This is a genomic window from Streptomyces sp. NPDC013157 (assembly GCF_042899865.1).
Taxonomy (GTDB): Bacteria; Actinomycetota; Actinomycetes; order Streptomycetales; family Streptomycetaceae; genus Streptomyces.
Window position 1 is genome coordinate 138290 of record NZ_JBIBAK010000018.1, and the last position, 13034, is coordinate 151323.

The 13034-nt window shown below is 70.6% G+C and carries 9 protein-coding genes; 7 read left to right on the plus strand and 2 right to left on the minus strand.

Annotated elements, in window-relative coordinates; translation table 11 throughout:
• The first annotated feature begins 8 nt into the window (after nucleotides 1-8).
• Genes ACFY6U_RS40675 through ACFY6U_RS40690 form a run of 4 tightly spaced genes read left to right on the plus strand, consistent with a single transcriptional unit; the run spans nucleotide 9 to nucleotide 4863 of the window.
• Nucleotides 9-1316: a hypothetical protein gene (locus tag ACFY6U_RS40675; protein WP_351489982.1), complete on the plus strand. Its 1308-nt coding sequence runs from the start codon at nucleotides 9-11 to the stop codon at nucleotides 1314-1316.
• An 11-nt stretch (nucleotides 1317-1327) separates the two neighbouring features.
• Nucleotides 1328-2755, plus strand: a complete 1428-nt coding sequence (locus ACFY6U_RS40680) for an MFS transporter (protein ID WP_390046567.1) — start codon at nucleotides 1328-1330, stop codon at nucleotides 2753-2755.
• Between the two features lie 51 nt (nucleotides 2756-2806).
• Nucleotides 2807-4015, plus strand: coding sequence for an acetyl-CoA C-acetyltransferase (locus ACFY6U_RS40685; protein ID WP_390046569.1), 1209 nt, complete (start codon nucleotides 2807-2809; stop codon nucleotides 4013-4015).
• Nucleotides 4012-4863: a hypothetical protein gene (locus ACFY6U_RS40690; protein WP_390046571.1), complete on the plus strand. Its 852-nt coding sequence runs from the start codon at nucleotides 4012-4014 to the stop codon at nucleotides 4861-4863. The genes ACFY6U_RS40685 and ACFY6U_RS40690 overlap by 4 nt, the downstream gene beginning before the upstream one ends.
• A gap of 81 nt (nucleotides 4864-4944) precedes the next feature.
• Here ACFY6U_RS40690 and ACFY6U_RS40695 read toward each other — a convergent pair whose 3' ends face one another.
• Both ACFY6U_RS40695 and ACFY6U_RS40700 read right to left on the minus strand, forming a co-directional pair.
• Nucleotides 4945-8262 carry a choice-of-anchor D domain-containing protein gene (locus ACFY6U_RS40695; RefSeq protein ID WP_390046572.1) on the minus strand — a complete coding sequence of 1106 codons (3318 nt, stop codon included), beginning with the start codon at nucleotides 8260-8262 and terminating at the stop codon, nucleotides 4945-4947.
• A gap of 374 nt (nucleotides 8263-8636) precedes the next feature.
• Nucleotides 8637-9638 carry a LacI family DNA-binding transcriptional regulator gene (locus ACFY6U_RS40700; protein ID WP_390046574.1) on the minus strand — a complete coding sequence of 334 codons (1002 nt, stop codon included), beginning with the start codon at nucleotides 9636-9638 and terminating at the stop codon, nucleotides 8637-8639.
• A 244-nt stretch (nucleotides 9639-9882) separates the two neighbouring features.
• Between ACFY6U_RS40700 and ACFY6U_RS40705 the strand changes: the two genes are divergently transcribed.
• Genes ACFY6U_RS40705 through ACFY6U_RS40715 form a run of 3 tightly spaced genes read left to right on the plus strand, consistent with a single transcriptional unit; the run spans nucleotide 9883 to nucleotide 13026 of the window.
• Entirely contained in the window at nucleotides 9883-11217 is a 1335-nt protein-coding gene (locus tag ACFY6U_RS40705) for an ABC transporter substrate-binding protein (protein ID WP_390046576.1), read from the plus strand.
• A gap of 7 nt (nucleotides 11218-11224) precedes the next feature.
• Complete coding sequence (locus tag ACFY6U_RS40710; protein WP_390046578.1) at nucleotides 11225-12172, plus strand: carbohydrate ABC transporter permease; 948 nt, start codon at nucleotides 11225-11227, stop codon at nucleotides 12170-12172.
• 47 nt (nucleotides 12173-12219) lie between these two features.
• The gene (locus ACFY6U_RS40715) at nucleotides 12220-13026 is read left to right on the plus strand and encodes a carbohydrate ABC transporter permease (protein ID WP_351489999.1); all 807 of its coding nucleotides are present in this window, start codon (nucleotides 12220-12222) and stop codon (nucleotides 13024-13026) included.
• Nucleotides 13027-13034: the final 8 nt, after the last annotated feature.

Consider the following 13034-nt stretch of genomic DNA (forward strand, 5'->3'; position numbering starts at 1 on the left):
GAACGGCTATGAGTGCAGAATCCGAGCAGGAACCCACCGTGACGGGCACCTACCAGCCCAGCGGGACGTTCCTGCACACGTCCGCCGGCGCGCACGCCGAGAAGTTGATGCCGGTTCTGGACAAGTACCCGGTCGACGCCGGGGAGGTGGAGTCGCGGCTGCCGCCGAAGCGCGTGCTCAACCCCAGCTGCTTCTATCCGGACACGACCCCCACCGTCGTCGAGCAGATGAACCTCGACGACGGCCTCGCCGACAACCTGGCCCGGCAGCTGCGGTGCCAGGCCGTCATCCAGGAGAGCTTCGCCGAGGCCTCGATCGGCAACTACTTCCCGCTGTCGACGATGTTCGAGAACTGCGTGCTGTTCATACCGTCGGCCAAACGCTTCTACGACCTGAACCAGGAGATCGTCCACAAGCACTTCCCCGAGGTCGAGACCGCGGTGGTCAACGCCTTCGTGGTCACCGCGAACAAGCGCTCCTACGGCACCCACTCGGCCAGCGGCATCGCGCTGCAGATCCCGTCGCTGGTGAAGAAGCGGCTCGGTTTCCCCACCGAGTACCGCAGCTTCCACACCGCGGTGACACCGACCCCGCTCGACCGGCAGCCCTTCGTGATCTTCGAAGAGGCCGAGGTCGAGGCGCCGAACCTGCAGTTCGCGTACGAGAAGATCATGGAACACGGCGTGGACAAGGAGGAGAAGGCCGCCGTCGACAAGGCCCTCTACCTGTTCCTGGAGGGCAAGCTCTCCGAGATCGACCTGCCGACCGTGCGCGACTTCCTGATGGCCAAGTACTGGGAGAAGCGGTACGCCGACACGCCGTCTCCCGGCTACTACTGCGACTCGCGGGTCGGCGACGCGCTGGTCTTCGACAACTACCGGGCCCACGGCGACGGCACGCTGCCCGGTTCGCCGAAGGACCGGCTGACGATCGACTTCCGCTGCTTCAACAAGGTGCACTACCCGCCGGGCATGTCCAGCGGCCTCGACTTCATCGTCGACCCGGACGAACGCGACTACCAGATCACCCGCAAACGGGACTCCATCGACTTCCTGCTGACCACGCTGGGGTACGAGGGCATCGACGAGTTCCTGTACCTCGTGTTCGGCACCCGGAACACCGAACACATCAACCCGTTCGGGCTGATGACCGACCTTCAGTTCGGTGTGTACAACAAGTCCGAGTACCACCTGCTGGACCAGAACCTCGACGCTCACTACGAGCGTGTGGAGCAGCTGTACGACAAGATCGAACGAGACGGCGAGTACGTCCTGCCCGACCGAGCGAAGCAGCGCCTCCAGGCGCTCGCCCAGTAGGGGGACGCAGCATGTCGGACAACACGGTGGTCGCACGCGACGCCGAGACGTCGTCGCGCGGACTGCTCGCCGTTCTGCTGACCGGGGTGTTCATCGCGATCCTCGACGTCGCCATCGCCAACGTGGCGGCACCCAGCATCGGCACCGACCTGCACGCCAGCGGCGCCGAGCTGCAGCTCGTCGTCGCCGGCTACATCATCACCTACGCCGTGCTGCTGATCACCGGAGCGCGGCTCGGCGACCTCGCCGGCCGCAGGAGGATGTTTCTCACCGGCGCCGCCGTCTTCACGGCGGCGTCGCTCGCCTGCGGCGTGGCATGGACGGCTGTGGCACTGATCGTCTTCCGGTTCGTGCAGGGTGCCGGTGCCGCGTTGATGGTGCCGCAGGTGCTCAGCCTCATCCAGCTGAACTTCGCGGGCACCGCTCGGGCCAAGGCGCTCAGCGCCTACGCCACGGTGATCGCCGGCGGCGCGATCGTCGGCCAGATCGCCGGTGGTGTTCTGGTCAGTGCCGACATCTTCGGCAGCGAATGGCGGCCGGTGTTCCTGGTCAACGTGCCCATCGGTCTGGTGCTGCTGATCGCCGGAGCGCGCACGCTGCCGAAGGACCCCGGCAATCCGTCCCGCAAGCTCGACCTGCCGGGCCTGGCCACGCTGTCCCTCGCCGTGATCGCGCTGGTGCTGCCGCTGGTCCTCGGGCACGAGCTGGGCTGGCCCGCGTGGACGTGGGTGAGCCTGGTGCTGAGCGTGCTCTTCACGCTGGCCTTCGCCCTGGTCGAAGGCCGGTCGGGCCGGGCCGGCGGTTCACCGCTGGTCCCTGGCAAGCTGCTGCGCGCGCCCGGCCTGGCCGCGGGCGCGCTGGCTCTGCTCGCCGCCACCGCGAACTACGGCGGCATCCTCTTCCTGATCGCGTTCTTCGTGCAGCGTGGCCTGGGCCACGGCGCGCTGGCCGCGGGGCTGGTGTTCCTGCCCAGTGCGTGCGCCTTTGGCTTCGCCAGCCTGAACTGGGGCAAGCTGCCCGCGAGATGGCATCGTCTGCTGCCCTCGGCAGGTCTGCTGCTCACCATGCCGGCGCTGGTCGGTCTCGCTCTCGCCATGGACGCCGGTCACCTCTCCGTCTGGATGGAGATCTGCATCCTGCTCTTCGGCCTCGGCATGGGGTCGGCGTTCAGCCCGCTGTTCGCCATCTCGCTCCGGAAGGTGCCACCGGCCAACGCGGCGGACGCCAGCGGCGTGCTGACCACGGTGATGCAGCTCGGCCAGGTCATCGGCGTCGCGGTCTTCGGCTCGGTGCTCCTGAACCTCATGCACGCTCCCTCCGACGCACCGCACGCCGGCTTTGTCACCGCGCTCCTGATGGCCGCCACAGGCGTGCTCGGAGCCGTGATCGCGCTGGGCCTGCCCCACGCGAACAACACTCCCGGGGGGTCGACCAGCTGATCGCCGGGTCCGAGAATCAGAGGACATCAGTCGTCGTCGAGTGGGAGAAACATGTCAGGCTCTGTCATCGTCGGTGGGGTGCGCACGCCGATGGGCCGGCTGCTGGGCTCGCTGAAGGACTTATCCGGGGTTGACCTCGGCGGCCTGGCGATCAGGGGGGCGCTCGAGCGCGTGGGCCTCGCGCCGGAGGCCGTGCAGTACGTGATCATGGGGCAGGCGCTGCAGGCCGGTCAGGGGCAGATCCCGTCGCGTCAGGCCGCGGTCCAGGCCGGCATCCCGATGAGTGTGCCGTCCCTGACCGTCAACAAGGTGTGTCTGTCGGGTCTGGACGCGATCGCCCTGGCCGACCAGCAGATCCGCCTGGGCGAGTTCGACATCGTGGTCGCGGGTGGCATGGAGTCGATGACCAATGCCCCGCACGTGCTGCCCGGTTCCCGCTCCGGCACCAAGTACGGGCCGGTCGAGATGCTCGACGTCACGGCGCACGACGGTCTCACCGATCCCTTCGACCAGGTCCTCATGGGTGCCCTGACCGACCTGCACAGCGCGAAGGCCGGCATCTCCCGCGAGGACCAGGACGCGTTCTCCGCGCGCTCGCACCGGCGCGCCGCCGCCGCGATCAGCAGCGGCCGCTTCGCCGAGGAGGTCGTGCCGGTCGAGGTCCCGCAGCGCAAGGGCGATCCGGTCGTGGTCGGCACCGACGAGGGCGTGCGGCCGGACACCACGGCCGAGGGACTGGCGAAGCTCCGCCCCGCGTTCGGCGCGGACGGCACCATCACCGCCGCTTCGGCCTCGCAGATCTCCGACGGCGCATGCGCGGTGGTCGTGATGAGCAAGGCCAGGGCCGAGGAGCTGGGTCTCGAATGGCTGGCCGAGATCGGCGCCCACGGCAACGTGGCCGGTCCGGACAACTCCCTGCTGGCGCAGCCGTCCAACGCGATCAAGCATGCGCTGGGCAAGGAGAACCTGTCGGTCGACGACCTGGACCTCATCGAGATCAACGAGGCGTTCGCGGCGGTCGGCCTGCACTCCGCGCGCGAACTCGGGCTCAGTGGCGAGGACATCGAGGCGAAGGTCAACGTCAACGGCGGCGCGATCGCGCTGGGGCACCCGCTCGGCATGTCCGGTGCCCGCCTCGTGCTCACGCTCGCGCTGGAACTCAGGCGGCGCGGTGGCGGCGTCGGTGCCGCGGGGCTGTGCGGTGGCGGCGGCCAGGGCTCCGGTCTGATCGTCCGCGTCCCGGAAGCGGTGGACGCATGAGCGCGCACCCGGCACGGCGGCTCTGGCACAGCCTGGAGACGCTCTACCAGCCGGCGCTGTCCGTGGCGCACACCCGGGACGCCGGGAAGGAGCTCGGCCTCCGGGGATTCTGGATGACCCTGCTCGCCTTCCGCTCGGCTCCGCTCGGCGCGGTGGACACCGCGACGGTGGTCGCCACGTTCGGCGGCTTCGCGCCGGAGATGGTGGGCAAGGCCATCCCCGCCGCGTGGGCGCTGGTGCCGCCGGCGACGTGCCTCGAGCGCCGGAACGCCCTTGCGGGCGAGCTGCTCCGGGAGGCCGGCGTCACCGACGAGATCGCCGGGCCACTGGTCGCGCGGCTGGCCGGACTGCCGTCGGCGCTCGAGACGACCGGACGCCCGCTCGGCGCCGCCAACGCCGCTCTCCCGCTCCCGGACGACCCGGTCGCGGCACTGTGGCAGCTCGCCAGCACGGTACGGGAACACCGCGGCGACGGGCATCTGGCCGCCTGGGTCGCCGCCGGCGTCACCGGACTCCAGTCCCATCACCTGCTCGTCGCCGACCTCGGTCAGCACGAGATGATGCGCGAACTGCGGGGCTGGACACCGGAGGAGTGGTCCGGGGCGGCCGAGGCGCTGGTCGCCCGCGGCCTGCTGGACGCCGATTCCGGTGCCCTCACCACAGCGGGCCGGGAACTGCGCGACAAGGTGGAGCGGCAGACCGACGACCTGTCCTGGTCGGGGGGCCTGTCCGTGCTGGGCGAGGAGGGCGTGGACAAGATCTGCGCGGAACTCGCCCCGCTGGCGAGTTCGGTCCGCGCCTCCGGCCTGGCGCCCCTGTTCACCCTGCTCGCGGGCAGCGAGGCCTGAGGCACCGCTCCGGCCACGCGGGCGGCGCGGCACCCTTCCCGGGTGTCGCGCCGCCCGTCGTTCGCCGGGGCCGCCGTGGGCTCAGACGAGGGAGTTGTAGATCTTCCAGCCGGGCCCGACGCTGACGCGCGCCGCGTACGGTGCCGCGGCGTTGCCGGTGCCCCGGTAGAGCCAGAGCGTGCCCGTGGTGTCGCGTGCCAGGAGGTCGGCCTTGCCGTCGCCGGTGACGTCGCGCGGTCCGGCGAACGCGTTGTAGATGTTCCAGCCCGTGCCGATCCTGGTGCGGGCGGCGAAGGGGGCGGCGGCCTTGCCGGTGCCGCGGTACAGCCACAGGCTGCCCCCGGCGTCGCGGGCGACCAGGTCGGCCCGGCCGTCACCCGTCACGTCGCCCGTGCCGGTCAGCGCGTTGTAGATGTTCCAGCCCGTGCCGATCCTGGTGCGGGCGGCGAAGGGGGCGGTGGCGCTGCCGGTGCCGCGGTACAGCCACAGGCCGCCCCTGGCGTCGCGGGCGACCAGGTCGGCCCGGCCGTCACCCGTCACGTCGCCCGTGCCGGTCAGCGAGGTGTAACCGCCCCAGCCCGGCCCGACCTTCCTGCGGGCCGCGAGCGGAGCCGCCGCGTTGCCGGTCCCCTGGTACAGCCACAGCGTGCCCGTGCCGTCGCGGGCCACGACCGAGCCGCTGCCGTCCGACATCACCCGCGAGACGCTGGTGATCAGGTTGTACGTGTTCCAGCCGGGGCCGACGCCGAGGCGCCGTGCGAGGGGCGCCGCCGGCACGCCCGTGCCGTGGTACTGCCACAGCACGCCGGAGGCGTCCCGCGCCAGCAGCGTGCCCAGCTGCGCCGGCGGTGGGGTGCCCGTGCCGCTGAGCGCCTCCAGCATCGCGCCCTGCCCGGCGTCGCCGGTGATCTCGTACGACGCCGACCGGGCGCCGACGGTGGTCGGCGAGAAGGTCACGGTCTGCCGCACGCTCTGCTCGGGACCGATGACCAGGCCCTCGGGCAGCGGGTCCGCGCTGGTGAACACGCCGGCCGGCGCCTTCGCCTTGGTGATCGTGACCGGGACGTTCCCGGAGTTGGTGACGGTGAACGACTTGGTGACCGACGTGCCGCGGGTGACCCCGCCGAACGCCAGCGACGGGGGAGTGAGCAGCAGGTGCCCCTGGCCGCTGATCGCGCTGCCCTCGACCGGGATGGTCAGCGTGCCGCTGGTGCTCGTCAGCGTGATCGACGAGGAGTCCCGGCCGGTGGCCGTGGGCGCGTAGCCGACGCGGAGCACGACCGAGCCCTGGGCCGGGACGACCGTCGGGTCCGCCGGGTCGGCGCTCGGCAGATTGTCCGCGCTGAAGGGCCCGGTGGGCGAGGTGACGGAGGTGATGGTCTCCGGCTCGGTACCGGTGTTGGTCACCTGGACGTTCGCGGTGGCCGCGGTCCCCGTCGGCTGGTTGTCGAAGGACACCGTGCCCGGGAACGCGGCCAGCCCGGGCCTGGTCCCGACGCCGTGCAGGCTCAGCGCGAAGGTGCCCGCGTCCGTGACGACGGTGAGCGTGCCGCTCGCGCCCAGGACCGCGGTCGGCCGGAACGTGACCGGCACGGTGAGCTGGCCGCCGGCCGGGATCGAGGCCGGCAGCGACGAGGTGTCCGCGGTGAACGGGCCGTCGACGCCGACCGACCTGATCGCCAGCGCCTTGGACGGGTTCTGGTTCTCCGTCAGGACGACGTCGGTGCTCGCCGTGTCGCCGACCTGCGCCGTCCCGAAGTCGACGGGGCCGCCCTTGAGCGGGCTGCCCACCGGGTTGCCGTACGCGTAGACCTTGCCGTCCCGCGTCCCGACGAAGACCTGGTTGCCGTCGGTCGCCGGGACGGCGAACTTCGGCGCGGTGCCGATCGGCGCGGACCACACCAGTTTCAGGACGCCGTTCGCGTCCGGCACCGGGTTGTACGCGCGCAGCTGGGCGCCCACGCCCGTCGGGCCGCCCGACCACACGACCCACACCAGGGCGCTGCCCGAGCGCGTCCCGTCGGAGGTGACCACCGCCGAGCCGCTGGTGTAGGGGAAGGAGTCCTGGCTCGCGCCCGCGACGCTCAGCGCCGGGTCGCCCTTGGCGGTCACGCCGCGGTGCAGCGCCGTCAGCGAGCCGCCGTTGCCGACGACGTACACGTAGCCGCCGTCACCGCCCCAGACCGCGGGGTGGCCCCACTGGCCCTTCAGCGGCCCGGTGACGCCGACGACCGCGTCCGTGCCGCCGGGGCCCTGCGAGCGCCCGCCGAGGTGGTCGCGGTCCAGCAGGAACACCCGGCCGTCCTTGCCCTGCTGCACCAGCAGATGCGGGTGGGAGGCGGTGCCGAAGCTGTCCGGCAGGCCCACCGGGCCGCCGGAGGCCAGGTCGGTGTCCTGCTGGTCGAGCGTCGGCGCGTTGGACGGGCTGAAGAAGTCCGCGGCCTTCAGGCTCCGGTCGGGCTGCACCTGGAGCCGGACCACGGACTCCGCGAGCGTGCCGGGCGGCGAGGTGCCCGGGCCGGGCGCCGGGCTGACGCCGTTGCCGGTGGCCACGAAGATCCGGCCGGGACCGTCGGAGACCAGCCCGCCGCCGGACTGCCAGATGCCGGCGCCGCTGTTGCTGGCGCCGGTCTCCGTCGCCCACATCGACGTCACCGAGGGCGACGTGGTGCTGACGCCGACCACGTAGCCGCGGTACGGCTTGGCGTCGCAGTGCCCGCCGAAGCCCGCGTACACGATCCCGTCGAGCAGCAGCAGCCCCGGCCGCTGCATCTCGTACGCGGGCAGGAACGACTGGCTCGGGTCGTTGGACGCCGAGCCCTGGATCGTCACGGGGAAGCCCTGCTTCTCCGCGCCGGTGACCGGGTCGAGCGCGTGCATGTACCAGTGCGGGTTGAGCGCGTTCGGGCCGTCGTCGACCTTGGTCGTCAGGTAGACCGCGCCGGACGCCGGGTCGTACACCGGCGTGCCGGTGCTGCCGACGTTCGGCGCCAGGTCGCCACAGCTGAGCGTCGCGGCCGGCCACGCGGGCCCGAAGCTCCGGTGCCACAGCACGGCGCCGGTGGTCCGGTCCAGGCCGTAGGCCATGTTGTTCTCGGTGACCGCCACCACCGTGGCGCCGACCACGATCGGCTGCGCGTAGATCTGCCCGTCCAGCTGGGCCGGGGCCTTCCACAACTGCCCGAACGAGGACGACCGCACGTCCGCCGCGCTCAGGCCTCCCTCACCCTGGTCCCAGCCGGTCCGCAGCGAGTCCACCGACCCGGTGGTCTCGCTGGCCCGCGCCTGCGGGACTCCCACGCCGATCAGCCCCGCCGTCAGCGCGCCCGTCACCGCGAGCACCAGCCCGCGCCAACCGGTACGTCTCTTCCGTATGCCGCCGCGTCTGTCAGCACCCACGACGAGAACCCCCTCCGATGCCCGGTCCATGCAGCCCCCGCGACCGCGCTCCCCGCGCGACCGCCTTCCCCCGAGCCGCCCGGCGCCTCAGGCGGCCTCCTCACTGCGGAAGGACGCGGCGCGCGGTCGCGGCCCGCGCATCAAACCACACAATCCACCCCATGTGACCTGGTCGCACCTTCTCTCTCGCGCAGCCTCTCGCGATGCGCATGCGGACAACTCCCGTACCGCCCACAGTCATCCGTGGTTCACCTTCGGCGGCGGATCGTGGAGGAGGAACAGGCCGTCCGCGTATGACGGACGGGAACCACGTCCGGAGATCCGACGGCTCCGTCACCCCCCCCCGGCCCTGAGCCCGGTCCGCCCGGTCGCCCCTACGCCGACTCGCGCACCCGCAACTCCGCCCCCACCGTCAGCTGTTCGGCGGGCAGGGGGTCGCCGCCGGTCAGCAGCCGGGCCGCCTGTTCGACCGCGAGGGCGCCGAGGCGGCGGGTGTCCAGGGCCACCGTGGTCAGCTGCGGCTCGACCAGCGTGCCGAGCCGCAGGCCGTCGAAGCCGACCAGGGCGAGGTCCCGGGGGACCTGCCGGCCGAGCCGGCGCGCTGCGCGCAGCGCGCCGATGGCGATGATGTCGTTGAACGTGAACACGGCGGTCAGGTCCGGGTGCCCGGCGAGGAGTTCCTGGAGCGCGCTCTCCCCGCCCTCGACGCTCTGGTCGGCGCGGGCCACGGAGCCCGGGTCCAGCCCGCACGCGGACATCGCGGCGTCGAACCACTGGTGCCGGATGCTCGGTTCGGACCGTTCGGCGTGTTCGAGCATGCCGATGCGCCGGTGTCCCGCGGCGGTCAGATGCCTGATCGCCGCGTGCACGCCGCTCTCGCCGTCGATCCGGATCGAGCTGAACCGCTGGGTGCGGTGCTCGCGGTCGATGAGCACCACGGGGAGTCCGCGGGTCAGCTTGTCGATCTCGTCCTCGGGCAGGCTGAGATAGCCCACGACGGCGTCGACCTGGGAGGCGATCACCTCCAGCGTGCCCCGCTCCTCCTCGGGCCGGTCGCCGGTGTCGTACACGACGACGTGCCAGCCACGGTCCCGGGCCGCCTCCAGCGCGGCCGCGGCGACCTCGGTGAAGAACGGGTTGAGCAGGTCGGGGATGACGAGGCCGACACTTATGGTGTCCTGCCGGACGAGCCCCCGGGCGAACCGGCTCGGGCGGTAGCCGAGCGCCAGGGCGGTGTCGAGAACACGCTGCTTGGTGGAGACACCGATCTCGCCCTTGTCGTTGAGCGCCCGTGACACGGTCTGCCGGGACACGCCCGCGGCCTGGGCCACATCGTCGATCGTGACCCTACGGGGTCCGGTCCCCGACGACGCCATCACTCACCTCCGCGTAATTGCCGACGCGCCAGCGTCGCAGGGACACCGAGTATGCCCCGGTGGGTAGAAACCTTGACACTCCGGCGTCCGTAAGCCCACACTCCCAATCACTTCCCGTTACCGCTCCCGTGAGCGCTCACGTTACCGCTCCCGGAACCCAATTCCAACCAGAAGGCATCCGCCTCCAGGTGTCAACGTCGACCCGCCTGTGCCCCGTGGCCAGGCGTTCTCTGGAACGGAAGACATGAGAAGCACAGCCACGCGCACCCGCCTCGCCGCAGCAGCCGCGACCGCAGGCATCGTCGTACTCGCCGGGTGTTCCTCGTCCGGTTCGTCGGACAAGGCGTCCGCGTCCTCCTGCGACCCCGCGAAGGGCAAGGTCACCCTCCAGTACTGGAACACCGTTCCGGGCATGGACAAGGTCGTCGACCTGTGGAACAAGCAGCACCCGGACATCCAGGTCGAGACGAAGAACATCTCCAACGACCAGTACGGCACCCTCGGCAACGCCCTCAAGGCGGACAAGGCCCCGGACCTCGCCCAGGTCGGCTACGACGAACTGCCCAACCTGCGCACCCAGAGCGCCTTCGTGGACGCCTCGGCCTGCAAGGCGGCCACCGCGGCCAAGTCGAAGTTCGTGCCGTGGACCTGGTCGCAGACCAGCTTCGGTGACACCGGCGTCTTCGCGATCCCGCAGGACACCGGACCGATGGCGCTCTACGTCCGCAGCGACCTCTTCAAGAAGTACAACGTTGCCATCCCCACGACCTGGGACGAGTACGCCACGGCCGCCGAGAAGCTGCACAAGGCGGACCCGAACCTCGACATGACGTTCTTCGACCCGAACAACGCCGAGTGGTTCAACGGGCTCCTCTGGCAGAACGACGCCAGGATGTACGGCTACTCCGGCGACAAGTGGCAGGTCTCCGTCGACTCGGCGCAGAGCAGGCAGGTCGCGGACTACTGGCAGAAGCTGATCTCCGAGAAGGTCGTGCGCACCGACCTCGCCCACGGCTCCACCCAGATGTACGCGGCGTACCAGAAGGACCAGCTCGCCACCTACGTGGGCGCCGCCTGGGGCTACAGCATGTTCCGCGACAACCTGCCCAAGCAGGCCGGGAAGTGGACCATCGTCCCGATGCCGACGTGGGGCGCGAACGGCTCCTCCGGTGACTGGGGCGGCTCGACCGTCGCGTTCATGAAGGGCAGCAAGCACCTCTACGAATCGGTGGAGTTCAACACCTGGCTGAACACCGACCCGGACGCCCTGGCGATGGAGAACAAGCTGGGCGGCCTCTACCCGGCGGCCACCGCGGGCCTGGACCTGCCCGCGCTGAAGCAGGGCGTGCCGTACTACAACAACGAGAAGATCTTCGACGTCTTCGCCGACGCCTCCAAGAAGATCGACACCAGCTTCGCCTGGGGCCCCACGCAGAAGACCGTGAACCTGGCCCTCCAGGACGCGATGGCCAAGGCCGCGGCCGGCAGCGGCACCCTCGACGACGCGCTCGCGACCGCCCAGGCGGCCGCTCTGAAGTCGATGAAGGACCAGGCGATCCCGGCGACGGCGGGCAAGTGACCGCGGTATGACCGACCTCGCAACCCGTCCGGCCGCGGGGCGGACCACGTCCGGGAGCCGCCGTCGCCCGAACGGCGGCGGCCCCCGGGCGGGCACCGTCGCCGCCTTCGTGACCCCGTTCTTCCTGCCGTTCCTGCTGTTCTACCTGGTGCCGGTCGGCTACGCCCTCTGGCAGAGCTTCCGCGTCGTGCGCCGCTCCGGCGGCCAGTACGGGACCTCGTACACGACCTTCGGCGGCTTCGAGCAGTACGGGCAGGTGCTCCAGAACCACGAGTTCTGGTCCAGCATCGGCCGCATCGGGCTGTTCGGCGTCGTGCAGGTGCCGGTCATGCTGTTCGTGGCCCTGATCATCGCGCTGCTGCTCGACACGCCCCTGCTGCGGGCCAAGGGGTTCTTCCGCATCGTCGCGTTCATGCCGTACGCGGTGCCCGGCGTGATCGCCGCCATCATGTGGTCGTACCTGTACTCGCCCCAGCTCAGCCCGGTCGTCGACCTGCTGAACGGCATCGGGCTGCACCCCGACTTCCTCGGCCCGGGCGCCGTGCTCTGGTCGGCCGCGAACGTCTCCACCTGGCTGTGGACCGGCTACAACATGCTGATCATGTTCTCGGCGCTGCAGTCGATCCCGCAGGAGCTCTACGAGGCCGCGAAGCTCGACGGCGCCTCCAACTGGACGATCGCCTGGCGGGTCAAGGTGCCGATCATCGCGCCGTCGATCGTGCTGACCACCGTCTTCTCGATCATCGGCACCCTCCAGCTGTACGCCGAGCCGGCCGTGCTGCGGCAGATCTCCTCGAACATCTCCAGCACGTTCACGCCGAACATGCTCGCCTACACGGTGGCCTCCGGGAACAACTACCAGCAGGCCGCGGCCATCTCCGTGGTCATCGCCGTCATCACCTTCGTCTTGAGCTTCGGGTTCATGCGACTGACCTCGAAGAAGGCCGGACTGTGAGCAACTCGACCATCGACCGCGAGAGCCGGGTCAGCCGTACGGCCGCCATGGGGCTGATGCTGCTGCTGGCCGTCTACTTCCTGCTGCCGGTGTACTTCCTGGTCGTCGCGGCGACCAAGCCGCAGGGCGACCTGGCCGCCACCAACGGGCTGGCGTTCTCGCACTTCAACCTGTTCGACAACCTGCACACCCTGTTCACCCGCAGCGACGGCATCTTCGGCCGCTGGGCCCTCAACACCGTCCTCTACGCGGTGCTGGGCGCGGCCGTGGGGACCCTGATCTCCGCGCTGTGCGGCTACGCCCTCGCCAAGTTCACCTTCCGCGGCCGGGAGTTCCTGTTCTCCGTCATCCTCGGCGGGGTCCTGGTGCCCACCACCGCGCTCGCCCTGCCGCTGTTCCTGCTGTTCTCGGCGACCGGGCTCGTCAACACCTACCTGGCGGTGTTCCTGCCCAGCATCGTCAGCCCGTTCGGCGTCTACCTCGCCCGGATCTTCGCCAACGCCTCGGTGCCGCAGGAGCTGATCGAGTCGGCGCGGCTGGACGGCGCCGGCGAGTTCCGCACCTTCTTCTCGGTGGCGTTCCGGCTGATGACCCCGGCCCTGGTGACCATCTTCCTGTTCCAGTTCGTGGCCATCTGGAACAACTTCTTCCTGCCGATGGTGATGCTCCAGAAGGAGTCCCTCTTCCCGATCACCCTCGGCCTGTACGAGTGGAACGGCCAGACCGCCCGCTCCCCCCTGCTCCAGGAGTCCATCATCACCGGCTCGCTGGTGTCGATCCTGCCGGTGATCGTCGTCTTCATCCTCCTCCAGCGGTTCTGGCGCACCGGCCTCGCCGCCGGCTCGCTCAAGTGACCTCCCAC